We start from the raw sequence: 26901 nt of genomic DNA, 5'->3' as shown, positions 1-26901 counted from the left end.
TTTAGGAATTAAAAGGTAACAGATAGACCGGTGTTGATCACTCTAGCCTGCGGGTAGTATTGACCGGTTGAGTTGGAAGACTCAGGGTCCATTACTTCCAGCTTGTTCATGATGTTGAACAAGTTCAGACCATTGGCAAATACCCGGAGGTTTTTAAGCCCTACCTTTTCTCCGATCTCCAGTGGAAGGGTATAGCCGATCTCAAAGTTTTTCAATCGGATGTAATCAGCTTGCCTAAACCAATAGGTGTTGCCATTGGAGTAATACTGGTCGCTTCTGTTGGCGATTCGTGGGTGTTCGCTGCTTGGGTTGTCCACTGTCCAGCGGTTTTCATAGATGTCCAGCAGGTAATTACCAATATTTCCGGATTCTCCAGCACTTATATATTGTCTGGCACCAAAAGCTCCCTGTAAGAGGATGGACAGGTCGAAGTTTTTATAGGAAGCCGTGATGTTCATACCACCTTGAAACAACGGGATGTTGTTTTGGTCCATCCGTACCCGATCATCAGGTGTGATGGCGCCGTCATTGTCATAATCTACATATTTCATGTCCCCAGGACGGAGTTCATTCGTGATCGAAGAATAATCCAGTTCTTCGTTATCGATAGACTGCTGGTCAGGAAACACGCCGTCATATTGGTACACCAAGAAAGTGTTCATCGGTTTGCCGGTAGATAGCTGCCATTCAGGCGCCCCAGGCGGCTCATCCCAGAAGAGGATTTTGTTTTTGGCATAGCCACCATTTACGCTGACGCTGTAGTTAAAGCCTCCGTTGGTTCTTCCGCGATAGCCCATCAAAGCATCAAAACCGGAGTTGGCCACTTCACCGATGTTTTCAGCAGGAAGGGTGATGCCTGTTGTCTCAGGTACTGAGGCATTTTTCCTCCAGAGGATATTGGTACGTTTGTTATAGAAATAATCAAATTCGAAGAAAATCTTTCCGTCCAGTAGTTGCCCTTCTATCCCGATATTGGCATTGTTCGCAATTTCCCAAGTAATGGCTGGGTTGGGTACTCGGCTTTCGTAAAGCGTTTTGGTCTCTACACCATTTATGATATAGCTATCAAATAGGTAGGTGGAAAGGAATTGATATTCCTGTAAAGTCTGTGTGCCGTCTCCGTTGGTGTCGTAATAGACTTGGTCATTTCCCATCTGGCCCCAGCTACCACGGATTTTGAAGAATTCAAGTCCAGGAATGGCATTTTTAAAGAAGTCTTCCTCGGAAGCAACCCATCCCAGCATGACGCCTGGGAAGAAGCCAAATCGGGTGTCTTCAGGGAAGATGTAGGAGGCATCGTATCTCCAGAGGAATTCGGCCAAATATTTCTCTTTGTAGTTATAAGCTACCCGTCCGAAATAATTGAGCCTTGCTCTTTCGTAAGCATCGCCACCATTGTCCTTTTCCAGTTCGCCACCTGCAAATAATTGATCGATTGTCGTAGAGAGATAGTACCTGCGGAAGGCAAAAAAGTCATCTCCTTCTTCGGTTTCACGGTTGGTGCCGGCGAGGATGTTTAGTTTATGATCTTCGTTGAAGGTTTTTTCATACGAAAAGACGCCTCCAAGCAGGATGTTCAGTTGGTTAAAATGCTCTTGCCTGAGTCTAGGGTCGGCTGGGCCTCTTTGACTTGGTACGAGAACAGGAGTCACGCCATCATCTTCGAAGCCCGTGCCTCGCTCATAAAGTGTCCAAGGGGTCTCCCATCTTTTAATGTCTCTGGATAGCTTATCCACCGCAGCAGTACCTATGAACTTCAATCCCTCTACTCCGGGGATTTTGATGGTCAGTTCGCCATTGGACTGGAAGTAGTCTCTTTTGTCTTGGTCGTAGCCAGTGGCATTGGTGGTGATGACTACGGGGTTTTCACCGTTTTCGATATCGGGGCCTGGGAGCCCATTGGGCCAGAAGGCAGGTTGATGGGGCTTGCCCCGCATCTGCATCCGGAAGATGGCACCAGCACCTCTGGTAGGATAGAACCGGAATTCCTCTCTACCCAGAACGCCCAGTTTTAGGCTGACATAATCATTGATCTTGGCGTCAAGGTTGATTCTCAGGTCATACTGCTTATACCCAGTGGCAGAATTTTTATAATAGGCATCTTGGTTTTGGTAACCAAGGGAGGCCAAGTATTTTACGTTTTCACTTCCTCCGATCAATTGAAGGTTGTGTTTTGACTGCGGGGACCATTCTTTTAAGGTGGCATCGTACCAATCGGTATTGGGGTAATTCCAGGGATCTCCTCCCGCTCTATACGCCGCGATGTCCTCTGGAGAGAATGGAGCTGCTCTTTCTTGGCCGTTAGGGCGGACGTAGACTCCGGATGTTTTGTAGGCATCATCTGCTGCTGCCCATTCATTGGCGGGTAACTCATAAACGCTAAGGTCATTTAGCATTTGGGTGTACTGAGCGGCATTTGCCAAGTCTGGGATGACAGTAGGTTGTGCCCATCCTTGATTAAACTGATAGGAAAGTTCTGGCTTTCCGGATCGGCCTCGCTTGGTGGTGACCAAAATCACCCCGTTTGCTGCCCTGGAACCATAAATGGCTGCGGAGGCATCTTTAAGTACCGAGATACTTTCGATGTCGTTGGGGTTGAGACGTTCGAAACCACCAGCCCTGGCAGGAATTCCGTCAATTACGATAAGGGCATCGTTATTACCCAAGGTGTTTGAACCCCGAATTCGGATACCTGATCCATCATTGCCCGGTTCCCCACTGCGGTTTACCGCTACCACACCCGGCATACGTCCTGCGATGGAGTTGGAGATATTGGTAGAGGGGGATTTGGCCAATTCGGTGCCTTTTACTGCAGCTACCGCACCAGTGACGGTTTCTTTCTTTTGTTCACCATAACCTACTACTATCACTTCTTCGAGTGATTGCATGTCAGGAGAGAGGATGACGGAGATTTCGCTTTGGTTGCCGACGGCCACAGTTTTGGTTTCAAATCCGATAAAGGAAAAGGTAAGCACATCTTCGCCTTCATTAAGGTTGATGATGAAATTACCGTCCAGATCGGTGATCGCGCCTTTAGTGGTGCCTTGTACCAATACAGAAACGCCTGGTAAAGGTAGTTTGTCTTCGGAAGAAATGATATTTCCTGTCACTTCTCTGCTCTGTCCAAATGCTATCGTCTGCCATCCGGCAGTAAAAATCATAAATAGCAAGAGGACTCTTAACTTTCGTAAAGTTTGAGTCATGTGGGTTTTTGTTAATAAAGGTTTTAAAATCGATTTTACTCCATAGGAGCATTTTACTAAAATGGATGTTTATTTAGAGATTTGCAATATTTAGAAATGCCAAGACCTCTCGTGTTGTTATTGCATTTTGTAGAAATTGGCTGTTTTGTTATATTATTTTTAATTGGGCGGTTGATGCATTAAAGAATAATTGTTCGAAATCGGTTGTTGTGTTAATATTTGTTAAAAGTGTTTATGTGACAAATATTATTTTATTAGTTGGTTGAAGTGCTGTTCCAAACCGCTTTGGGTATTGTTTTTTTAATGTTGGATCTTTTACAAGAACACCATTTATCTAGAATGAAAGACTGAGGAGAAGCGGGGTAATCGGGCTGGGCGCGCTGTACGTTTCTCCAATTACTGTTTGGGAAATTTTGTTTTCTTAGGACATGGACTTATATTTAATGCGTAAGGTTTAAATAAAAGGAAAGAATTGGCAGCTGATAGCTGTCCGTTCTTTATTTGGAGGCTTCTTAGGAAGCTTTTTTTATGCCTGTACTTTTTTCGTTCTGTTGTGAAATTGGATCAAGCCGAAAAGCTGGGAGCTGATGGAACGCTGATGACGCAGATGATTATGATTTGCGCTGATTTTTCTCTTAAATTGGAATAGCCAAGTAGCATAAAAAGCCCTGAAAGGGCGTAACATCCGTAGCCATGGTCAACGCCCATGGTAAACATCAAAATAATCTCATTGTTTTAGCAGCAATTATCTTCCTAGCGCTTATAAATTCACGCTAAAACCCATTACACACCAATAGCGATTTATTCCAATACGTATATCCGCAATGATACCAGTAATCACAGCGATATGAAATAGGTCCTCACAGAAACCACAGAAATCTCAGAAAAGCGTTGTTTTATTCTGGGTTTTCTGTGCGTTCCGCGAGAAATAAAAACTACTGGCAAGAAAGCGTATAATCAAATATTCCAATAATCGATAGGGAACGATTTCAAGAAAGTGTGTCGAAATTTATTCTTCCCAGAAATATTGCTTGATCCGAGATGGATTCTGATGGAACGCTGATGACGCAGATGATTATGATTTGCGCTGATTCTTTATCTAAATTTGGAAAAGACAGGGGAGTCAAATAAACATAATTATTCACCCACTCGGATTATTGTTTAATGCCAGGTATGCACCACACTGTTGCGCTGAGGTAAATCTGTGTTCTACCCGCTCCGACTTGTCCCTTACCTTTTTGTTAAACTATGTCAAGAGATGGGCCGTATTTGAAGGAGTTTCGATTTAATTGCTTAATTTCTCCTTGTAAAAATCTACAGTGTTCTTATGGATGGTTTTTTAAAAAGTGGTTTGTTCATTTTTACGATAGTTAATCTTGGGCTATTGGGGTCCGTATTGGGGCAGGGCATCCGGGGAAAGGTCGTAGATGAGGCTGGAGAGTCCGTGGCCTATGCTTCGGTGTTTGTGAGGAACCTCAATGATGGCATTCCGACCAACCAAAACGGGGTATTTGAATACGCATTGGCTCCGGGGCATTATGATATTATCATCAGGCACTTGGGCTACGAAACCCAGCAGCGAACAGTGGAAGTGAAGGATGGTTGGGTGCAGCTGGAGGTGACCTTGACCTCCCAGACCTATGCCATGGACGAAGTGGAAGTAAAGGGAGGTGCAGAAGATCCTGCGCTGACGGTGATGAGAAAGGCCATTGCCAAGGCTAAGTACCATCGACTGCAAGTGGCTGAATATACCATGAAAGTGTACATCAAAGGGACCGGCGAGCTGACTGATGCCCCATTTTTCTTGAAGAAAAAGCTGAAAGAGGAAGGGATTTCGCTCAATGAAGCCTATACCTCGGAGTCTGTGTCGGAAATTACCTTCAAACAGCCCAACGAGCTGAGCGAAAAAGTGATCAGCATTCGCGCTTCTGGAGAAAGTAACCAGACAGATCCCGCACCCTACATCGGAGCGTCTTTTTATCAGGATAAGATCAATGATGTGGTCTCGCCGCTGAGCAAGTATGCCTTTTCCTATTATCGGTTTCGGCATGAGGGTACTTTTTTCGAAAACGGCGTATTGATCAATAAGGTCCGGGTGACACCCCGCTCCCGGGGAGAACAGGTCTTTGAAGGGCATATTTATATTATCGAAGATCTATGGGCCATTCATAGCCTAAAGCTGAAAACGTCCATCATGGGCTTTGACGTGGGAGTGACGCAGCAGTATGCGCCCGTGGAGGAAAAAGTGTGGATGCCGTTGACACATGTGTATACTTTTGGAGGTAGTTTTTTTGGTTTTAAGGGGCACTACAAATACCTCGCTTCTACTAGGGACTATCAAATAACGCTTAATCCAGACTTGGTGGCAGAGACGGAGATTTTGGATGAAAACGTAGAGGAGATTCCTGAAGAAGTGGAGGCTTTTGAGCGGAAGGAACCGGCTCAGGAGCAGATCACCGATGCCGATAAAATGTCCCGGAAGGACTTTCGTAAGATGATCAACCAATACGAAAAGGAACAGGAGAAGCAACGAAAAGATGCTGATGTGGCCGTGGTCAGGAATCATAAGGTGGACTCCATGGCCCATGAGCGCAGCAAAGCTTATTGGGACAGTATCCGCCCGGTAAAACTCACCGAAAAGGAAATCAGCGGCTACCACCGGGATGATAGCTTGGCCATGGTGGATGAGGCCAAAAAAAGTGAGGTGGATTCCATTGCCGATAAGGCCAAAAAACCCTTCAATCCTCTGGATATCCTCGGAGGGGGGACCTATCACTTTGGAGGTGGCAGGTTTGCAGGCTTTGATGCCAATTTCACCAAGTTGTCCTTTAATACAGTGGAAGGGTTCAAGTTTGGTTTAGGGGGAGATTATCAAGTGACGCGGATGGACAGTGCTTCTAAGCGCATAAGCAATTGGAAGATAAGTCCGGAGGTGCGTTACGGATTTTCCAGTAAGCAGTGGTACGGAACCTTGGATTTTCAAAAATCCTGGAAGCAAGATCGGGCCAGGTTTCTGTATGGCTTGACAGCAGGAAAATACATTTACCAGTTTAATGGTGACAAGCCCATCAATGAATTGGTCAATGCAGCGTATTCTTTATTGTTGAGGAAAAACTACATGAAGTTATATGATCAGCAATTTGTGAAGCTCTACATGGACCACCGTCCCAAGGATGCGTTTTCCTATAAATTGTCACTGACCTATGCTGACCGGGGAATGCTGACGAATCAATCCAATTATAGTTTTTACAATAAGTCGGGTAGGGAGTATACTTCCAATGTCCCTGAAAATATCGAGGCAGACGAGACCGCCTTTCAATCAAACGAATCCTTACTGTTAGACGCAGTATTTCACTGGCGCCCAGGGCTAAAGTATTATGTTCGCAATGGGACGAAATACCCCTTGGGCAATACCGCTCCCCAAGTGAGTTTGAGCTATCATAAGGGAATTGCCAATGTGGGACTTGGGGAAGGGAGCGCGGATTTTGACCAGTTGGAGCTAGGAGTGAAGCATAGCTTTGAGTTTGGGGTCAGCGGGGACTTGGACTTTAATGTGAGGGCTGGGACATTTCTGAATGATGACCAGGTTTACTTTACGGATTTTGAGCATTTTGGCGGTAATAGGACCATTTTTAGCAATATGGGTACGGTGAGCAATTATCGGTTTTTGGATTACTATAAGTTCAGTACCAAAGGCAGTTATGTTAGCGGCATTGTGCATTATCAGTTCAGGAAGTTCCTGCTGACCCAGTTGCCGATGCTGCGTTTTTCGGGCGTCAGGGAAAATGTGTTTTTCAATTACCTAAAGACAGCGAATTCACCGCACTATTGGGAAGTGGGCTACTCCTTGGACAATTTATTTCGCATATTCCGAGTGGAAGTGGGGGCAGGATTTGAAAATGGTGAGTATTCTCATGGAGGTGTGCGACTGGGGATCGCGACGTTTATCAATGTGGATTTTGAAGAGTAGGGGATGATAGAGGGTAATCGTTGGTGATGGGGGAGTCGGCTCAGTAACAGACAGTAGGTGACTGTCAAAATACTTAACTGCCGAAGCCACGAGAAAAGAAAGCAGGCCACAGCTACACGGATAAAATACCCGTGTAGCTGTGGCCTGCTTTTGTAATGTAAAGGCTGTAGATTAAACCCGGAATATGCATTAGCCTATCTGTTGCGACCTTAAACTGCTTCAAAATCAGCCGTTTCACTTTAGTTTTCGGCATAACCGTAGCGGTGCTACGCTAATGCCTCCAAACTAACTGATTTTCTTGCAATTTCAGCTCTCACTACGATTCCTAATGCATAATCCGGGTTAAACCTTCATGATATCTGCTTCTTTTTTATCGAATAGGGTGTCGATTTTGGCAGAGTAGTCGTCCGTTAATTTTTGGACTTTGTCTTCTGCTCTTTTGACATCATCTTCAGAAGCGCCTTCTTTTTGGAGTTTTTTCAGAGAGTCATTGGTCTCTTTCCGGGCACTTCGGATACTGATTTTGCCGTTTTCGCATTCGTTTTTGGCGTACTTTACCAAATCTTTTCTGCGCTCTTCAGTAAGTGGTGGAATGGTAAGGATAACGATTTCACCATTATTCTGAGGGGCAAGACCCAGGTCAGAGTTGATGATGGCTTTTTCTATTTCACCGATGAGGTTTTTCTCCCAAGGTTTGATGGCCAATGTCCTGGCATCGGGAGTATTGACCGAAGCCACTTGCTGAAGGGGCGTAGGGGCTCCGTAATAATCCACCATAATGCCATCCACTAAGTTGGGCATGGCTTTTCCAGCTCTGATTTTGAGGAGTTCATTGGCGGTATGATCGACAGCTTTTTGCATCTGTTCCTTAGCTGCCTCGAGTTCTAACTGTATCTCTTCCATCTTTATGTTTACTTAATTTGAGGTAATTAAAGTACCAACTTCTTCTCCTTTTACCAAATCTTCCAGGTTACCGGCCTTGTTCATGTCAAACACAATAATGGGCAGGTTGTTTTCCTGACAGAGTGTAAATGCCGTCATGTCCATGACGTTCAGGTTTTTCTCATAGACTTCTTGGAAGGAGATATTGGTATACCGTTCCGCATTTTTGTCTTTTTCTGGATCGGCAGTATATACACCGTCCACACGGGTTCCTTTGAGGACTACTTCAGCTTCGATCTCTATTGCTCTAAGGCTGGCCGTGGAATCCGTGGTGAAGTAAGGATTGCCGATTCCGGCTCCGAAAATCACAATTCTACCTTTTTCCAAGTGACGGATGGCCCTTCTACGGATAAAAGGCTCACAGACACTTTCGATTTTGATTCCTGACATGAGTCTGGTGTACATGTCGTTTTGTTCCAAGGAGCTCTGGAGGGCCATGGCGTTGATCAGTGTGGCAAGCATTCCCATGTAATCGCCCTGTACGCGGTCGATGCCGACTTTTTCGCCTTGGACACCCCTAAAAATGTTTCCGCCTCCGATGACAATGGCGAGTTCGACGCCCAGTTCTTTCACTTTTTTGATTTCCTGGGTGTATTGCTTTAGTTTATTGGAGTCAATGCCGTAGCCATTGGGCCCCATCAAAGCCTCACCGCTGAGTTTGAGCAGAATTCGTTTGTATTTCATAAGTAAAGTTGGTTAGCTAGCCTGCCAATTATTGATTTATTGATGAATAGATAAACTCGACAAATATAAATTCTTGAGAGCAGAAAACTAAACGATCGATTCTAAAATTGTATCAAGACTTGTTTTTTTTCTACACTGTCCCCTGTCGAAACGTGTATTTTTTTTACCGTTCCATCGCCAGGTGATTTGATGATGTTCTCCATTTTCATGGCTTCCAAGATCATTACTGGTTGGCCATTTTTGACCTTATCGCCTTCTTGGACGTTGATTTCAAGGATCAAGCCGGGCATTGGTGCGTTGACCGAAGTCAACTTGGAATTTGCTTTGCCGTTCATGCCCAGTTTTTCCAATAATAGGTCAAATTTATCCTTGATTTTTATGTTAGCGGATTTGTTATTGATTTTGAGCGTCAGTTCTTTTTGGCTCAAGTCCATTTTTACCAGTTCCACTTGGTAGGATTTGCGACCTTTGATAATGTGAAAATGACGGTTATCTATTGGGGTTACTTCCCAGTCCATGGCGGTTCCGTTAATCAAAAAGTCTCCACCATCCTGCTCAATACTAAAGTTTTTTTCGTTTACAGTAACTGAGTACATTTGTGCTGTTTTGTCGTTAAATATACAATTTATCTTTAATTGGCCTTTATGAATATTAGATTCTCTTTTCCTTTTTTATTGGGAATAGTGCTGTTGGGTGCCTGCAGTGTTGGTAGATCCACCGTTCCCTCTGCCAATGAGCAGCCGTTACCAGTGATCGAAAAGAAGGATTCAGGTGATGTGCGGCACTTGGTGGCTGGGAAGGAAGCCGCCATAAAAAACTATAGGGCCACACCTGATAGGACGTTTGATTTACTCCATACTTCGCTGGATTTAAGTTTTGACCGGGAGAGGGAGTTGGTGCATGGGGAGGCGGGGTTGGTGCTGAGGCCTTATTTTTATCCCCAGTCCAAGCTGACGTTGGATGCGCAGGATTTTGATCTGCATAGGGTCAGTTTAGGCGATTCTCACCAAGAACTGGATTTTAGTTATGATTCCCAGCAGTTGGAAATTCTACTTCCCCATACCTATACAGCTGAGGATACCCTCACTATTCACATCCGCTATACCGCCCACCCGACAAGGAATGGCGGAAATGGTAGTGAAGCGATCACCGATACACAAGGGCTATATTTTATCCATCCCATCGGAGAAGAAACCAAGCCGGTCCAACTATGGACGCAGGGAGAAACAGACCATAATTCCAAGTGGTTTCCGACCATTGATGCGCCAAATGAGCGTGCTACCCATGACCTGAAGCTCACTGTGGAAGATAGGTTTGTCACGGTAAGTAATGGGGAACTGGTGGCACAAGAGCAGCTCCGAAACGGTTTTCGTACCGATCACTGGGTGATGCGACAGCCCTCAGCTCCCTATTTGGTGGCTTTTGCCGTAGGGGAATTTGTAAGAGTAGAGGATAAATGGAAGGGTATCCCTCTTGGCTTTTACGTCGAGAAGCCATTTGCTGAAGGAGCCAAAAGGGTGTTTGGAAAAACGGCCGAAATGATGGGTTTTTATTCGGGACTTTTGGGAGTCGATTACCCATGGCAAAAGTACGATCAAGTGGTGGTGAGGGACTTTGTGTCAGGAGCCATGGAAAACACCACCGTCTCTATTTTTATGGAGGAGCTCAATATGAACGCTCGGGAAGCAATTGACTCGGAATATGATGGGATTATTGCCCATGAGCTTTTTCACCATTGGTTTGGCGATTATGTAACGACCGAGTCTTGGTCAAATTTACCACTAAATGAAGCCTTTGCCAATTATGGGGAGTACTTGTGGTACGAGCACAAAGAAGGAAGGGACGCAGCTGATCTTCAGCATATAGGAGAGCTGGAAACCTACCTATGGGAAGCGGATGAAAAACAAGTGGACCTGATCCGCTTTGAATATGAACATAACGAGGATATGTTTGACAGCCACTCTTACGCCAAAGGGGGGAGGGTGTTGCATATGTTACGGGATTATTTGGGAGATGATGCGTTCTTTGCAGGGCTGAACAATTACCTGACCAAGCATGCTTATCGCGCTGTGGAGGTGCACGATCTCAGGCTGGCACTGGAGGAAGTCTGCGGCAAAGACCTGAATTGGTTTTTTAACCAATGGTTTTTGGCATCCGGCCACCCTGTCTTGGAGATTGATTTTGATTACAGCGATCCAGAAAATGTGGTTTTGAAAGTATCACAGCAGCAGGACTTGGAAAACACCCCTTTGTATGTTTTGCCTTTTGAGGTGAGCTGGTATGCAGGAGGAGAGCGGTTTACCAGGGAATTTGTCCTTAGGGAAAAGCACGGTCAATTTGAACTGAGCAATACTATCCCGATCACACAGGCCTATTTTGATGAACGAAAAGTGCTGCTCGCTGAAAAGCATACGGTCAGAAGTGATGATCAGCTGAAGGCACAATTTACCGATTCTAAGTTTGGTGTGGCGAGGTATGAGGCTTTGGATAGCTTACGCAACCGTAACCTGGCGTCTTTTGATGTAGAGAAGTTGGTAAGAGCCGGTCTAGAGGATAGTTTTTGGCCGATTCGAGAAGTTGCCTTGAATAGCTTTGGGGACAGCATTTCATCATTTGGGATGGAGGATGTATTGTTGGAGTTGGCAAATGAGGATAAGAACAATAGTGTCAGGGCGAGCGCCATTACTGCGCTGGCAGCGATTGATGAGGGCGATTATATAGATCAGTACCTTCTTTGGATGGAGGATTCATCGTATTACGTATCCGGAGCGGCACTGGACGCATACTTGCAAATGGAAGCTGAAGGAATAGAAAGGGAGGCAGTAGCAAGAACATTTCAAGAGGAGCAAAGTATTCGAATGATTATTCCCCTGATCGATTTTTTTACAGCGCAGGGAATACCAGGGAAAGGACCTTGGATGCATCAGGTGTATGAAAATACATTTGGTCAAGACCTATATTACCTGATAGGTTATTATGGGGATTATTTCACAAAAATGCCAGAGGAGGGCAGCGAAAGAGCTATTGAGAAATTGTACCATACAGGGATGCACCATAGCGCATCATATGTGAGGTTTGCTGCATTTCAGTCACTCTTTGGTTTTATAGACGAAGAAAATGTACTGGAAAAAGTCAAAGCGATCTACGGACGGGAGACCAACGAAGATATCAAAAACCAAGAAATGTATTTTTTGTCGCCTTATGAGGATGAAAATTAATTCCCTGATTTCGAAAAGCTTAATAAAAAGGTTGAAAAAAACTTCAGGAATTTTTGTTCAATATTTTGAATGTTTCAGAAAAGGGTATAATTTTGCCATCCGTTAAGACAAACAAAAAAGAACAAACGTGTTCAAAAAAGGGCTTAACGAATTGAAATACTGATTTGGGGGAATACCAAAGCGGCCAACTGGGACGGACTGTAAATCCGTTGACTTATGTCTTCACAGGTTCGAATCCTGTTTCCCCCACACTTTATATTTCCATTAAATTTTCTAAATTTGTGGGAATCATACAGCAAAAGTTCTTCAAAAAGTAAGACGACGATTGAAACTATTGTCAAGAGTTGATATTCTTTTGCAAGATTTTGGTATGTAAATAAAATACCCAGCTGTAAGGTCATGGTGGTAATGACTACCGTGATTTAAGGTTAGGGTCAGTATAGAAAAACTTGATAGAGTAATAAGCGGGAGTAGCTCAGTTGGTAGAGCGGCAGCCTTCCAAGCTGCAGGTCGCGGGTTCGAGCCTCGTCTCCCGCTCTATGCTTATTTATAAGGCATAGATAATCGATGTTATCAGCCGACGTAGCTCAGGGGTAGAGCGCTTCCTTGGTAAGGACGAGGTCACGGGTTCAAATCCCGTCGTTGGCTCAATGACATTAGCATAATTTAACTAATTCATATCATTAACTAAACAGAGGATTTTCACGCATGGCAAAAGCAACCTTTGACCGTTCCAAACCGCACGTAAATATCGGTACTATTGGTCACGTCGATCACGGTAAGACTACCTTGACTGCTGCCATTACAACTGTATTGGCTAGAAAAGGTCTTTCTGAATTAAGAGATTTCTCTTCTATCGATAACGCTCCAGAAGAGAAAGAGAGAGGTATCACTATCAACACTTCACACGTAGAGTATCAAACAGAATCAAGACACTATGCACACGTTGACTGTCCTGGTCACGCTGACTACGTGAAAAACATGGTAACTGGTGCTGCGCAGATGGACGGTGCTATTCTAGTAGTTGCTGCCACTGACGGACCAATGCCTCAAACAAGAGAGCACATCCTTCTTGCCCGTCAGGTAGGTGTACCAGCTCTTGTGGTTTTCTTGAACAAAGTGGATTTGGTAGATGACGAAGAGCTTCTTGAGCTTGTAGACATGGAAGTAAGAGAATTGCTTTCTTTCTACGACTTCGATGGAGACGATATCCCAGTTATCCAAGGATCAGCACTTGGCGCCCTTAATGGCGAAGACAAGTGGGAAGAAAAAGTGATGGAATTGATGGAAGCTGTAGATAACTACATTCCACTTCCTGAGCGTCTTATTGACAAAGACTTCTTGATGCCTGTAGAGGACGTATTCTCGATCACTGGTCGTGGTACAGTAGCTACTGGTAGAATAGAAAGAGGCGTGGTAAACTCTGGTGAAGCCGTTGATATCATCGGTATGGGAGCTGAAGGCCTTAAGTCTACCGTAACTGGTGTGGAGATGTTCCGTAAGATTTTGGACAGAGGTGAAGCTGGTGACAACGTAGGTCTACTTCTTAGAGGTATTGAGAAAGCTCAGATCAAGAGAGGTATGATCATCTGTAAGCCAGGTTCTGTAACTCCTCACTCCCTGTTCAAGGCTGAGGTTTACGTACTGTCTAAAGAAGAAGGTGGACGTCACACTCCATTCTTTAACAAATACCGTCCACAGTTCTACTTGAGAACGACAGATGTAACTGGAGAAGTTAAGCTTCCAGAAAACGTTGAGATGGTAATGCCAGGTGATAACATCACCATGGAAGTACAGTTGATCAACAAAGTTGCCTTGGAAAAAGGTCTACGTTTTGCGATCCGTGAGGGTGGTAGAACAGTAGGTGCCGGACAGGTAACTGAAATTCTTGACTAATCATAATTGATCAAGATATAAAAATAAATGCGGTTCTGATGTTTTTCAGGATCGCATTTGTTTCTTTATATATTAATACCTACTTTTGCATTCCTTTTGGATGTGTAAAAGGGAAAAACGGGCATAGTTCAATGGCAGAATAGCGGTCTCCAAAACCGTTGATGGGAGTTCGAATCTCTCTGCCCGTGCAATTAAAATCATAGAACATGAACGTAAAAAACTTTGTTGTAGAGTCAATAGACGAAATGAAGAATAAGGTTACATGGCCGAAGTATTCTTCATTGCAAAGCAATGCTGTGCTGGTTCTTGTTGCCTCGTTGATCTTTGCCATAGTAATTGGCTTGATTAATTTGGGCTTTGAGAACATCATGAAATGGTTTTATGATTTATTCTAAATAGAATCAACAATTACTGATGGCAGAACATAAATGGTATGTACTCAGAGTGGTAGCAGGGCAAGAGAAAAAGGCCAAATCTTATTTGGACAATGAAATTACCCGTCAAAAACTAGAGGATTATATTCCCGAAGTATTGATACCTTCTGAAAAAGTATATGAAATGCGCAATGGCAAAAAGCGAGTCAGAGAGAGAAACTTCTTTCCTGGCTATGTTTTGGTTAATGCGGATTTGTCCCATGGTGAAGCCAATCACGTGATTACAAGCATCCCGGGTGTTATCGGTTTTCTAGGTGCAAACGCAGGAGGAGCTTCCAAGACTCCTGAACCATTACGACAATCAGAAATCAACCGTATCTTAGGTAGGGTTGAAGGGATTGACGAGTTTGCTGAGAAACTGGATACGCCATATATAGTCGGAGAGACCATAAAAGTAATGGATGGTCCCTTTAGTGGTTTCTCGGGTACGATAGAAGAGGTGTTTGAGGATAAGAAAAAGCTTAATGTTATGGTTAAGATATTCGGCCGAAACACCCCTGTTGAGTTAAACTTTATGCAAGTAGAAAAACAAGACTAGGAAATGGCTAAGGAAATTACTGGTTATCTGAAATTACAGGTGAAGGGTGGCCAGGCAAATCCATCTCCTCCTGTTGGTCCTGCCCTTGGTGCCAAGGGTTTGAACATCATGGAGTTCTGTAAGCAGTTCAATGCTAGAACTCAGGAAAAAATGGGTCAACTTCTACCTGTCCTTGTTACGATTTATTCTGACAAGTCCTTTGATTTCGTAATCAAAACTCCTCCGGCAGCGAATTTGTTGTTAGAGGCAGCGAAACTAAAAGGAGGTTCTCCGGAACCAAACAGGAAGAAAGTAGGCTCAGTGACCTGGGATCAGGTAAAAGAAATTGCTGAGGTGAAAATGCCTGACTTGAATGCCTTTAAAGTAGAATCTGCAATGAAAATGGTTGCAGGTACGGCAAGAAGTATGGGAATCACAGTTTCAGGAAAAGCTCCTTGGGAGGAATAAACATAAAACAATGGCTAAGTTAACAAAAAAGCAAAAAGAAGCTCTTTCTAAGTACGACCCAAGCCAGCAGTACTCCCTTACTGAGGCTTCTTCAATCGTCAAGGAAATCACTGCTGTGAAATTTGACGCTTCTGTGGATGTAGACATCCGATTGGGTGTAGATCCCAGAAAAGCGGACCAAATGGTAAGAGGAGTGGTTGCTTTGCCCCATGGAACCGGAAAAGACGTAAAAGTATTGGTACTTTGTACTCCGGACAAGGAAGAAGAAGCGAAAGAAGCTGGAGCTGACTACGTCGGCTTGGATGACTATATTGCCAAAATCGAAGGTGGATGGACTGATATCGATGTGATCATCACCATGCCCAACGTAATGGCAAAAGTAGGTAGATTAGGTAGAGTACTGGGCCCAAGAGGCCTGATGCCTAACCCTAAGTCAGGAACTGTTACCCTAGATGTAGGGAAAGCGGTGAAAGAAGTAAAAGGTGGTAAAATAGACTTTAAAGTAGATAAGTTCGGTATTGTACACGCAAGTGTAGGTAAAGTTTCTTTTGATCCAGATAAGATCCAAGAGAACGCCCAAGAACTCATCAACACAATTTCTAAATTGAAGCCTGCATCTTCTAAAGGGACGTACTTCAAGAGTATACATTTATCTAGCACAATGTCTCCTGGTATTGCAATTGATAAGGGGAGTATTCAAGGTATTTAATTATGACTAGAGAGGAAAAGAAAGCAATAATCGAAAGTCTTACCGAGAAATTCAAAGAAACTCCGCATTTCTATATCACAGATGCATCAGGTTTCACCGTTGCTCAGGTAAATACTTTCAGAAGGATGTGTTATGAAAATGGAGTTGAGTACCGTGTTTATAAAAACACGTTTATCAAACAAGCTCTGGATAATCTTGACGCAGACTTCTCAGAATTAGATAGTGTTCTTAAAGGCTTTTCGGGAATTATCTTTGCTGCAGAAACGGCAAATTTACCTGCAAAAGTCATCAAAGACTACAGAAAGAAATCAGGTACAAAAGAAGCTAGACCGGGCTTTAAAGCCGCTTCCATAGACAGCGATTTGGTGATTGGAGAAAACAATCTCGATATGCTGGCCGCTTTGAAATCCAAAGAGGAACTATTGGGAGAAGTTATCGGATTGCTTCAATCTCCAGCCAAAAACGTTATCTCTGCACTACAGAGTGGACAGGATACATTGGCAGGGCTTGTTAAGACTCTTTCTGAAAAAGAAGCATAATATCATTCAAATCAATTAAGTAAAAAAATCAGTTAATTTTAAATAATAATACAATGGCAGATCTTAAAGCATTCGCTGAGCAGTTAGTTAACTTGACTGTTAAAGAGGTTAGTGAATTAGCCGAAATATTGAAAGAAGAGTATGGTATCGAACCTGCTGCTGCAGCTGCTCCAGTAATGGTAGCTGGTGGTGCTGGTGAAGGTGCTGGTGAAGAAGAAAAATCTTCTTTCGATGTAGTTCTTAAAGCTGCTGGTGGTCAAAAACTTGCAGTAGTGAAATTGGTTAAGGAATTGACCGGCCTTGGTCTTAAGGAAGCTAAAGAAGTAGTAGACAGTGCTCCTAAGGCTATCAAAGAAGGTATTGCAAAAGACGAAGCAGAAGCACTTAAGAAACAACTTGAGGAAGCTGGTGCTGAAGTAGAGCTTAAATAATTTGAATAACCTCATCTAATAAGATGTAGGTTATTGATTAGACCTGACTTTTAAGTCAGGTCTTTTCCTGTTTGTGCACAGTTTTAAAATTGCACTATTCTAAGCGGAAATTGCCGCATTCAGTTATTTATTATCACTATAAACATATACTGCCTTGGCTATCCAGAATCAAACCGAAAGGAAAAGTTTCTCATCTATTAAGGTGGTCAAAGACTATCCGGATTTCCTCGATATCCAGTTACAATCATTCAAGGATTTTTTCCAATTGGATACTCCCGCAGAAAAGAGGAGACAGGATGGGCTTTTCAAGGTGTTCTCTGAAAATTTCCCCATAAGTGATTCCAGAGAGAACTTTACACTTGAATTTATTGATTATACCGTAGATCCGCCTAAATATAGTGTGGGTGAATGTATCGACAGAGGATTGACTTACTCTGTTCCATTGAAGGCAAAACTTCGCTTACTGTGCTCTGATGAGGACAATGAAGATTTTGAAACAATCGAGCAGGAAGTATTCTTAGGGAACCTTCCCTACATGACCGAAAAAGGCTCGTTTGTCATAAACGGTGCCGAAAGGGTAATCGTATCCCAGCTACACAGGTCTCCAGGGGTGTTCTTTGCCCAGAGTAAGCACACCAACGGTACCAAGCTTTATTCTGCCAGGATTATCCCTTTTAAAGGGTCTTGGATTGAATTTGCGACGGATATCAACAATGTCATGTATGCATACATTGACAGAAAGAAAAAATTCCCAGTAACCACGCTTTTGAGAGCTATTGGTTATGGTTCTGATAAAGCTATCCTCGATTTGTTTGGGCTTTCTGAAGAAGTAGAAGCCAATAAGACCAATCTTAAAAAGATCGTAGGCAGAAAGCTTGCAGCTCGTGTCCTCCGTACTTGGGTAGAAGATTTTGTAGATGAGGATACTGGTGAGGTAGTTTCTATCGATAGAAACGAAGTGCTGTTAGAGCGTGATTCTGTCCTTAGTGAGGAAGATATTGAGTTGATCCTAGATTCAGGAGCGAAGAGTGTCATCTTACATAGGGATGATGTGAATATCGCTGATTATTCTATTATCTATAATACGCTTCAGAAGGATAATTCCAACTCTGAAAAAGAGGCAGTAGAGGTAATCTATCGTCAGTTAAGAAATACTGAAGCACCAGATGAGTCCACGGCCAGAGAAGTAATCCATGGATTGTTTTTCTCTGACAAGCGATATGATCTTGGTGAAGTAGGTCGTTACAGAATCAATAAAAAGCTAGGACTCGATATAGAGGCCGAGAAAATAGTTCTTACGACCGAAGACATTATTAACATTGTAAAATACCTGATCGGACTGATCAACTCCAAGGCAGTAGTGGATGATATTGACCACTTGAGCAATAGGCGAGTACGGACCGTGGGTGAGCAATTATATAGCCAGTTCGGAGTAGGTCTTGCCAGAATGGCACGGACTATCCGGGAACGAATGAACGTAAGAGATAACGAGGACTTTAAGCCGGTAGACCTGATTAATGCCAGGACGCTGTCGTCGGTAATCAATTCGTTCTTTGGTACCAATCAGCTTTCTCAGTTTATGGACCAGACTAACCCACTTGCAGAACTTACGCACAAGCGTAGGTTGTCCGCTTTGGGACCAGGAGGTCTTTCTCGTGAAAGAGCTGGATTTGAAGTACGGGATGTTCACTATACACACTATGGTCGTTTATGTACCATTGAAACTCCAGAAGGACCTAATATTGGTTTGATATCTTCTTTGTGTGTGCATGCCAAAGTGAACTCCATGGGCTTCTTGGAGACGCCATATAGAAAAGTGAGAGAAGGCAAAGCTGGTATGGAAAGCGATGATATCGTATTCTTGACAGCAGAAGAAGAGGACAATAATAACATTGCACAGGCCAATGCACCGCTAGAGGACGACGGAACTTTCGTAAATGACCGTGTTAAAGCGCGTTATGAAGGTGATTTCCCTGTTCTTGAGCCTAAGGAAATCAGTTATATGGATGTGGCGCCTAACCAGATTGTATCTGTGGCAGCTTCCCTGATTCCTTTCTTGGAGCATGATGATGCTAACCGTGCCCTGATGGGATCCAACATGCAGCGTCAGGCCGTACCGCTTCTCAAAGCCGAGTCGCCTATCGTAGGTACCGGTCTGGAAGCGAAGGCAGCTGTGGATTCGCGTTCATTGATTATCGCTGAAGCAGATGGTGTGGTAGATTTTGTGGATGCGAAGAAAATAGTCATTAAGTATGACCTTAGCGATGATGAACTGTTGGTCAACTTCAGTGACGAGTACAAGTCTTATGACTTGATCAAATTCAGAAGGACCAACCAGGACACCACGATCAACTTGACACCATTGGTGTTGAATGGACAGCGTGTGACCAAGGGGCAAGTATTGGTAGAGGGATATTCTACTAATCAAGGCGAGCTGGCCTTGGGTAAAAACCTAAAAGTGGCTTACATGCCGTGGCAAGGTTATAACTTTGAGGATGCGATTGTAATTTCCGAGCGGGTGGTAAGAGAAGATATCTTTACTTCCATACACGTAGAGGAGTTCCAACTTGAAGTAAGGGATACCAAACGTGGTGAAGAGGAATTGACTTCTGAAATCCCTAATGTATCCGAAGAGGCAGTGAAAAACCTCGATGAAAATGGAATTATCCGTATCGGTGCTGAGCTGAAAGAAGGAGATATCATTATCGGAAAGATCACGCCAAAAGGGGAGACTGATCCCACACCTGAAGAGAAGCTTCTTAGAGCGATCTTCGGTGACAAAGCAGGTGATGTAAAAGATGCCTCACTAAAAGCATCTCCTTCCCTAAACGGTGTGGTTATAGAGACAAAGCTGTTCTCACGCCCCAAGAAAGACAAGGAGCTTCGTGCCAAAGCCAAGGCTGAAGTAGAAAAGTTGAAGCAGTCATATACTAAAGAGCTGCTTGGAGTAAGGGCTAAGATGATCAATAAACTAGTGAGCATCTTGGACGGGATGACTTCTCAAGGTGTGAAACATAAGTTTGGAGATGAAATAATCAGCAAAGGTGTGAAATTTAACCACCAAAACATTGAGAACAATCTCTTCCCTGCCAAGAACCCTTACAGGGATGAAAGTAACTACAATGTTCCTGAGGAAGCCAATTTGATCTCCGATATTATTTTGGATGACTGGACGAATGATGAGCATACGAACAGTTTGATCCAACAATTGGTTAAGAATTATACCAATACGAGAAATGAAATTTCAGGTAGGTTTAAGCGAGACCGCTTTACCCTGGAAGTAGGGGACGAATTGCCAGCGGGTATTGTAAAACTTGCAAAAGTGTACGTAGCCAAAAAGCGTAAACTTAAAGTGGGTGATAAGATGGCAGGTCGTCACGGAAACAAAGGTATCATTGCCAAGATCGTTCGTGATGAAGATATGCCATTCCTGGAAGATGGAACCCCAATGGACATCGTTCTTAACCCGTTAGGGGTGCCTTCCCGTATGAACATCGGTCAGATATTTGAGACTGTATTGGCATGGGCAGGAGAGAAGATGAACAAGAAATACGCAACACCAATATTTGACGGAGCGACTACCGAAGAGGTAGCAGCAGAACTTGATAAGGCGGGCTTACCATCGTTTGGCAGGACATACCTGTTTGATGGGCTTACCGGTAAGCAGTTTGATCAGCCAGTGACAGTAGGAATTGCCTATATGCTGAAGCTGGGTCACTTGGTGGATGATAAGATGCACGCAAGATCTATTGGTCCATACTCTCTTATTACGCAGCAGCCACTTGGTGGTAAGGCCCAGTTTGGTGGTCAGCGTTTTGGAGAGATGGAGGTTTGGGCACTGGAGGCCTTTGGTGCTTCCCATGTGCTTCAAGAAATACTTACTGTGAAGTCTGATGATGTGATTGGTAGAGCCAAGGCCTACGAGTCAATAGTAAAAGGTGAAAACCTTCCAAAACCGAATATTCCTGAATCATTCAATGTATTGGTTCATGAACTAAGAGGTTTGGCACTAGAAATCACACTCGACTAAATTAGATCTTATTGGGCCGTGAGGCCCTTCACATAAGCACAAAACAAATTATGGCGTTCAGAAAAAATAAAAAACTAAACAACGACTTTTCCAGAGTCACTATTAGTTTGGCTTCTCCGGAATCCATCCTGGATAGCTCTCATGGCGAGGTGACCCAGCCAGAAACCATCAATTACAGGACGTACAAGCCTGAAATGGGCGGTCTTTTCTGTGAGCGGATTTTTGGACCTGTCAAAGACTGGGAATGTCATTGTGGAAAATACAAGCGCATAAGATATAAAGGTATCATTTGTGATAGATGTGGGGTTGAGGTTACCGAAAAGAAAGTGCGCCGCGAAAGAATGGGACACATCGAATTGGTCGTTCCTGTGGCACATATTTGGTATTTTAAATCCCTTCCTAACAAAATAGGTTACTTGCTAGGTCTTCCTACCAAGAAACTGGATCAAATTGTATACTACGAACGATACGCTGTTATCAATCCGGGTATCAAGGCCGAAGATGGTCTGCAATATCTTGATTTCTTGACAGAGGATGAGTATTTGGATATCATGGACAAGCTTCCAAAGGAAAACCAAATGCTCGATGACGATGATCCGAATAAGTTCATCGCAAAAATGGGGGCTGAGGCCATTGAGATGCTATTGTCAAGATTGGATCTGGATGACCTTTCTTACAGCCTTCGTCACCAAGCAGCTACTGATACTTCCCAACAGCGAAAAGCTGAGGCGTTGAAGCGATTGAAGGTGGTAGAAGCATTTAGGGATGCCAGAACTAGGATCGAAAACCGTCCAGAATGGATGGTAGTGAGAATGGTGCCGGTGATTCCACCAGAGCTTCGTCCATTAGTACCTTTGGATGGTGGTAGATTTGCCACATCTGACCTTAATGATCTATACAGAAGGGTGATCATCCGTAACAATCGTCTAAAGCGACTTATTGATATCAAAGCTCCAGAAGTAATCCTTCGTAACGAGAAGCGTATGCTTCAGGAAGCGGTTGATTCCCTGTTTGATAATTCCAGAAAGGTGAATGCCGTAAGGTCGGATGGAAATAGAGCACTGAAATCGCTGTCTGACATGCTGAAAGGTAAGCAAGGGCGTTTCCGTCAAAACTTACTTGGTAAGCGTGTGGATTATTCCGGACGATCTGTTATTGTGGTAGGTCCAGAACTGAAGCTTCACGAGTGCGGTTTGCCTAAGAACATGGCCGCAGAACTCTTCAAGCCTTTTATTATCAGAAAGCTGATCGAAAGAGGCATTGTGAAGACAGTGAAATCCGCCAAAAAGATTGTAGACCGTAAAGATCCGGTGGTATGGGATATCCTTGAAAATGTATTGAAAGGACACCCCGTATTGCTTAACCGAGCTCCTACGCTTCACAGGCTGGGTATTCAAGCTTTCCAGCCGAAATTGATCGAAGGAAAAGCGATCCAGCTGCATCCATTGGTGTGTACGGCCTTTAACGCCGACTTTGACGGTGACCAGATGGCTGTTCACGTGCCGCTTGGTCATGAGGCCATTTTGGAGGCATCGACCTTGATGCTTTCTTCCCACAATATCCTTAACCCTGCTAATGGTGCGCCTATTACTGTACCTTCTCAGGATATGGTATTGGGGCTATATTACGTAACCAAGGGGAAAAGGACTACAGAGGAAGAGCCTGTAGCTGGTGAAGGAATGACTTTCTACGGTGAAGAGGATGTTATCATTGCCCTTAACGAAAAGGTCATCTCCCAACACGCACATATCAAGTGTAAGGTAAAAGTAAGGGAAGCCAATGGTGAATTGGTAGACAAGGTAGTAGAAACCGTAGCCGGTAGGTTGATCTTTAATCAATTTGTTCCTGAACAAGTTGGGTTTGTCAACGAATTATTGACCAAAAAGAAACTTCAGCAAATTATTGCCGAGGTAGTAAAAATATGTGGTATCGCACGAAGTGCTCAGTTCTTGGATGATATTAAGCATCTTGGTTTCCAGATGGCCTATTCGGGAGGATTGTCCATGGGGCTGAATGATGTGATTATCCCAAGTGATAAGGATCCATTGATCACCAAAGCAAAAGAAGAGGTAGATCAAGTATGGAACAATTACTTGATGGGACTGATTACTGATAACGAGCGGTACAACCAGGTAATTGATATCTGGACCAGAACCAACTCCAATCTGACAAATATCCTAATGAAGCAGATGGAGGAGGATAAGCAAGGCTTTAACGCCATTTATATGATGATGCACTCCGGTGCGAGGGGTTCGAGAGAGCAGATTCGTCAGCTAGGCGGAATGAGGGGATTGATGGCGAAGCCGCAGAAAAACCTCCAAGGTTCTGTTGGAGAGATTATCGAAAACCCGATTCTGTCCAACTTTAAGGAAGGACTGGATGTATTGGAGTACTTTATCTCTACACACGGTGCCCGTAAAGGTCTTGCCGATACGGCCTTGAAAACTGCCGATGCCGGGTATTTGACCAGAAGATTGGTGGATGTAGCGCAGGATGTGATCGTGTCAGAAGAGGATTGTGGTACGTTGAGGGGGCTTGTAGTACAAGCACTGAAAGACAATGACGAAATCGTAGAGCCACTTTCTGAACGAATTGTGGGTAGGGTTTCAGTACATGATGTAGTGGATCCACTTACAGAGGAAGTAATCATTCAATCTGGAGAAGAAATCACCGATGAGCTGGCCAAGAAAGTAGATGAATCAGCAGTGGAAGAAGTGGAGATCAGGTCTGTTTTGACCTGTGAATCCAGAAGAGGTGTATGTACCAAGTGCTATGGTCGTAACCTGACAAGTGGCAATGCGGTCCAAAATGGAGAATCAGTTGGTGTTATCGCTGCCCAATCTATTGGTGAGCCAGGTACACAGCTTACCTTGAGAACCTTCCACGTAGGGGGTACTGCATCTAACATTTCCGTTGAAGCGAGTATCAATGCCAAATTTGATGGTGTTGTAGAATTTGAAGAAGAATTCAGGTTTATCAATACTACTAACAAAGATGGTGATCCAGTAGCAGTGGTGATGGGCCGATCAGGAGAGATCAAGATCAATGACGCCAAATCAGGTAAGACGCTGGCTTCAAACCACGTTCCTTATGGTGCGATTCTGAACGTAAAAGATGGTCAGAAGATCAGCAAAGGAGATTCCCTTTGTACTTGGGATCCCTATAATGCCGTGATACTTTCCGAATTTGACGGTGAGGTTTCTTTTGAGTCCATTATTGAAGGGGTGACCTTTAAGGAGGTTGCCGATGATCAGACGGGATACAAAGAAAAAGTAATCATCGATACCAAAGATAAAACCAAAAACCCAGCGGTAGTCGTGAACTACGGTGACGAAACCAAGAGCTATAACATTCCTGTAGGAGCGCACTTGGCAGTAGAAGAGGGTGATAAAGTGAAATCTGGACAAATATTGGTGAAGATTCCTCGTTCTGTAGGTAAGACCCGTGATATTACTGGTGGTCTACCACGGGTAACAGAGCTGTTCGAAGCGCGTAACCCGTCCAATCCTGCGGTGGTTTCTGAAATAGACGGTGTCGTAACTTATGGCGGCATCAAAAGAGGTAACAGAGAAATCTTCATCGAGTCAAAAGACGGAGTGAAGAAGCGTTATATGGTATCATTGTCCAAGCACATCTTGGTACAGGAAAATGACTTTATCAGAGCTGGCGAGCCACTTTCTGATGGAGCCATCACTCCAAATGATATTCTCTCCATCAAAGGCCCTACGGCTGTTCAGGAATACCTAGTGAATGAGATCCAAGAAGTATACCGTCTGCAAGGGGTGAAGATCAACGATAAGCATATCGAAGTGATCGTAAGCCAGATGATGCAGAAAGTAGAGATCTTGGATGCCGGTGATACAGGCTTCCTACAAGGACAAGTGGTAGATAAATGGGCTTTCAGAGAAGAAAACGACAATATCCTAGACAAGAAGGTCGTAATGGATCCAGGTGATTCAGCGACCCTAAAAGCAGGAATGATCATCACTTCTAGAAGACTTCGTGACGAAAACTCCAGCTTGAAGCGTAAGGACCTTAAGCTTGTTCAGGTGAGAGATGCGGAAACTGCCGTATCCAAACCAACACTTCAAGGTATCACCGCGGCATCTTTGGGTACAGAGAGCTTTATCTCTGCGGCTTCCTTCCAGGAGACTACCAAAGTCTTGAGTGAAGCAGCCATCCGAGGTAAGCGAGATGAGTTGTTGGGCTTGAAAGAAAACGTAATTGTTGGGCATCTTATCCCAGCAGGTACGGGACAACGAGACTTCCAGCACATCATCGTGGGATCCAAAGAGGAATACGAGAGGCTTTCTTCTTCTAGTGACAAGGAGAGAGAATCCCGTAAGTCTAAAGAGGCAGTAAAGTAATATCAAATAAATAACGTGCAAAAGGCCTGTATTCATTGCAGGCCTTTTTTGGTTAAGTCTCGTGAGCGGTGACGTGAATAACTGGATATATTACTGTAAAGACCAACCACCATTGCACCGTAGTGGACAGCGGGCGAGCCACTGTTCGATTGACCCAATAAACAGTAACAAATAACCAATACCGAAAAAGTAATGGAAGATCACAAAGACGAAGAAAAAGGGAAAAACCAACAGATCAATGTGGAGCTGTCCGATGAAGTAGCAGAGGGGATTTATGCCAACTTGGCTATGATCGCTCACTCCAATTCTGAATTTGTATTGGATTTTATCCGTTTGATGCCAGGAGTACCAAAGGCACGCGTGAAATCACGGATAATCATGACCCCTGACCACGCGAAGCGGTTGCTGACAGCACTTAAGGATAATATCGAAAAGTACGAAAGTGCATTTGGCAAGATAGAGGCCGGTAACGACGTTCCGGAATTTCCGATGAACTTCGGCGGGACGCTTGGTGAGGCTTAACCAAAATATAACTCTTTAATTTTGTTTGTTTTACCGTTTTCGTTACCTTTGCAATCCAAATTTCATATGTTAAAGGAGTAAAATAAATTTTATCAGTTAATGCCTACTATACAACAGTTAGTTAGAAAAGGTAGAACCACTTTGGTGACAAAGTCCAAGTCTAGAGCACTGGATGCATGTCCTCAAAGGAGGGGAGTGTGTACAAGGGTATACACCACAACGCCTAAGAAACCTAACTCGGCGATGAGAAAAGTGGCCAGGGTTAGATTGACAAATGGAAAAGAAGTGAACGCTTACATTCCAGGAGAAGGACATAATTTGCAAGAGCACTCTATCGTATTGATCAGAGGTGGTCGTGTGAAAGACCTTCCAGGTGTGCGTTATCACATCATCCGAGGTGCACTGGATACAGCAGGGGTGAAAGACCGTAAGCAAGGTCGCTCCAAGTACGGTGCCAAGCGTCCTAAGGACAAAAAATAAACATTAGAAAACAAACTGAACAATGAGAAAAGCGAAACCGAAAAAGAGATATATTCTTCCTGATCCGAAGTTCAATGATACTTTGGTGACCAAGTTTGTGAACTGCCTTATGGTAGACGGGAAGAAGAGTATTGCTTACAGAATCTTCTATGATGCAGTAGAAAAAGTAGAAGAGAAGTTGGGTGAGAATGGTCTTGAGGTTTGGAAAAAAGCGCTTAACAATATAACTCCAGCTGTAGAGGTGAAGAGTCGTAGGGTTGGGGGAGCTACATTCCAGGTACCAATGGAAGTAAGACCTGAAAGAAAGACATCACTTGGTATTAAGTGGATGATAACTTTTGCCAGAAGAAGAGGCGAAAAGACGATGATGGACCGACTTGCTGGCGAAATTATCGCTGCATCCAAAGGAGAAGGTGCGGCTGTGAAGAAAAAAGATGATACACACAGAATGGCAGAAGCCAATAAAGCATTCTCTCACTTTAGATTTTAAT

General features: G+C 43.9%; 18 protein-coding genes and 4 tRNA genes. 18 read left to right on the top strand and 4 right to left on the bottom strand.

The window, feature by feature from the left end:
- Positions 1-8: 8 nt before the first annotated feature.
- Positions 9-3203, bottom strand: a complete 3195-nt coding sequence (locus DN752_RS07935) for a SusC/RagA family TonB-linked outer membrane protein (protein WP_112783447.1) — start codon at positions 3201-3203, stop codon at positions 9-11.
- Positions 3204-4530: 1327 nt separating this feature from the next.
- Here DN752_RS07935 and DN752_RS07930 point away from each other — a divergent pair.
- Positions 4531-7173 (top strand): DUF5686 family protein, encoded by a 2643-nt coding sequence (locus DN752_RS07930; RefSeq protein ID WP_112783446.1) that lies wholly within the window; start codon positions 4531-4533, stop codon positions 7171-7173.
- A 342-nt stretch (positions 7174-7515) separates the two neighbouring features.
- Here the strand turns inward: DN752_RS07930 and frr are convergent, their stop codons facing one another.
- The 3 genes from frr to DN752_RS07915 all read right to left on the bottom strand — a co-directional run bounded on the left by frr (position 7516) and on the right by DN752_RS07915 (position 9395).
- A complete protein-coding gene (gene frr / locus DN752_RS07925; protein ID WP_112783445.1) occupies positions 7516-8076 on the bottom strand; it encodes a ribosome recycling factor in 561 nt (186 codons plus the stop codon).
- A 12-nt stretch (positions 8077-8088) separates the two neighbouring features.
- Positions 8089-8799 (bottom strand): UMP kinase, encoded by a 711-nt coding sequence (pyrH, locus tag DN752_RS07920; protein WP_112783444.1) that lies wholly within the window; start codon positions 8797-8799, stop codon positions 8089-8091.
- A 101-nt stretch (positions 8800-8900) separates the two neighbouring features.
- A complete protein-coding gene (locus DN752_RS07915; protein WP_112783443.1) occupies positions 8901-9395 on the bottom strand; it encodes an acetyl-CoA carboxylase biotin carboxyl carrier protein subunit in 495 nt (164 codons plus the stop codon).
- A gap of 48 nt (positions 9396-9443) precedes the next feature.
- Here DN752_RS07915 and DN752_RS07910 point away from each other — a divergent pair, with 48 nt between their 5' ends.
- The 17 genes from DN752_RS07910 (at position 9444) to rpsG (ending at position 26900) form a co-directional block, all read left to right on the top strand.
- Positions 9444-12017 (top strand): M1 family metallopeptidase, encoded by a 2574-nt coding sequence (locus DN752_RS07910; RefSeq protein ID WP_112783442.1) that lies wholly within the window; start codon positions 9444-9446, stop codon positions 12015-12017.
- 166 nt (positions 12018-12183) lie between these two features.
- Positions 12184-12266 (top strand) — tRNA-Tyr (locus DN752_RS07905).
- A 215-nt stretch (positions 12267-12481) separates the two neighbouring features.
- Positions 12482-12554: transfer RNA gene (locus tag DN752_RS07900), tRNA-Gly, on the top strand.
- Between the two features lie 39 nt (positions 12555-12593).
- Positions 12594-12665: transfer RNA gene (locus tag DN752_RS07895), tRNA-Thr, on the top strand.
- 60 nt (positions 12666-12725) lie between these two features.
- Positions 12726-13913 (top strand): elongation factor Tu, encoded by a 1188-nt coding sequence (gene tuf / locus DN752_RS07890; RefSeq protein WP_112783441.1) that lies wholly within the window; start codon positions 12726-12728, stop codon positions 13911-13913.
- A 117-nt stretch (positions 13914-14030) separates the two neighbouring features.
- A tRNA-Trp gene (locus DN752_RS07885) sits at positions 14031-14101 on the top strand.
- 18 nt (positions 14102-14119) lie between these two features.
- A complete protein-coding gene (gene secE / locus DN752_RS07880) occupies positions 14120-14308 on the top strand; it encodes a preprotein translocase subunit SecE (RefSeq protein ID WP_112783440.1) in 189 nt (62 codons plus the stop codon).
- A 19-nt stretch (positions 14309-14327) separates the two neighbouring features.
- Positions 14328-14885, top strand: coding sequence for a transcription termination/antitermination protein NusG (gene nusG / locus DN752_RS07875; RefSeq protein WP_015264129.1), 558 nt, complete (start codon positions 14328-14330; stop codon positions 14883-14885).
- Positions 14886-14888: 3 nt separating this feature from the next.
- Entirely contained in the window at positions 14889-15332 is a 444-nt protein-coding gene (gene rplK / locus DN752_RS07870) for a 50S ribosomal protein L11 (protein ID WP_112783439.1), read from the top strand.
- A 10-nt stretch (positions 15333-15342) separates the two neighbouring features.
- The gene (rplA, locus tag DN752_RS07865) at positions 15343-16041 is read left to right on the top strand and encodes a 50S ribosomal protein L1 (RefSeq protein WP_112783438.1); all 699 of its coding nucleotides are present in this window, start codon (positions 15343-15345) and stop codon (positions 16039-16041) included.
- A gap of 2 nt (positions 16042-16043) precedes the next feature.
- Positions 16044-16580: a 50S ribosomal protein L10 gene (gene rplJ, locus DN752_RS07860; RefSeq protein ID WP_112783437.1), complete on the top strand. Its 537-nt coding sequence runs from the start codon at positions 16044-16046 to the stop codon at positions 16578-16580.
- Between the two features lie 53 nt (positions 16581-16633).
- Positions 16634-17011: a 50S ribosomal protein L7/L12 gene (gene rplL / locus DN752_RS07855; RefSeq protein ID WP_112783436.1), complete on the top strand. Its 378-nt coding sequence runs from the start codon at positions 16634-16636 to the stop codon at positions 17009-17011.
- A gap of 154 nt (positions 17012-17165) precedes the next feature.
- Positions 17166-21041 carry a DNA-directed RNA polymerase subunit beta gene (gene rpoB / locus DN752_RS07850; RefSeq protein WP_112783435.1) on the top strand — a complete coding sequence of 1292 codons (3876 nt, stop codon included), beginning with the start codon at positions 17166-17168 and terminating at the stop codon, positions 21039-21041.
- A 50-nt stretch (positions 21042-21091) separates the two neighbouring features.
- On the top strand, positions 21092-25408 hold the full coding sequence (rpoC, locus tag DN752_RS07845; protein ID WP_112783434.1) for a DNA-directed RNA polymerase subunit beta': 4317 nt from the start codon (positions 21092-21094) through the stop codon (positions 25406-25408).
- 192 nt (positions 25409-25600) lie between these two features.
- A complete protein-coding gene (locus tag DN752_RS07840; protein ID WP_112783433.1) occupies positions 25601-25930 on the top strand; it encodes a DUF3467 domain-containing protein in 330 nt (109 codons plus the stop codon).
- Positions 25931-26029: 99 nt separating this feature from the next.
- Complete coding sequence (rpsL, locus tag DN752_RS07835) at positions 26030-26410, top strand: 30S ribosomal protein S12 (protein WP_015264121.1); 381 nt, start codon at positions 26030-26032, stop codon at positions 26408-26410.
- A 22-nt stretch (positions 26411-26432) separates the two neighbouring features.
- The gene (rpsG, locus tag DN752_RS07830) at positions 26433-26900 is read left to right on the top strand and encodes a 30S ribosomal protein S7 (RefSeq protein WP_112783432.1); all 468 of its coding nucleotides are present in this window, start codon (positions 26433-26435) and stop codon (positions 26898-26900) included.
- Position 26901: the final 1 nt, after the last annotated feature.

The sequence above is a fragment of the Echinicola strongylocentroti genome, from assembly GCF_003260975.1.
GTDB classification, from domain to species: domain Bacteria; phylum Bacteroidota; class Bacteroidia; order Cytophagales; family Cyclobacteriaceae; genus Echinicola; species Echinicola strongylocentroti.
Note: the sequence above shows the minus strand (reverse complement) of the source record. Positions and strands in the feature narration are given on the sequence as shown.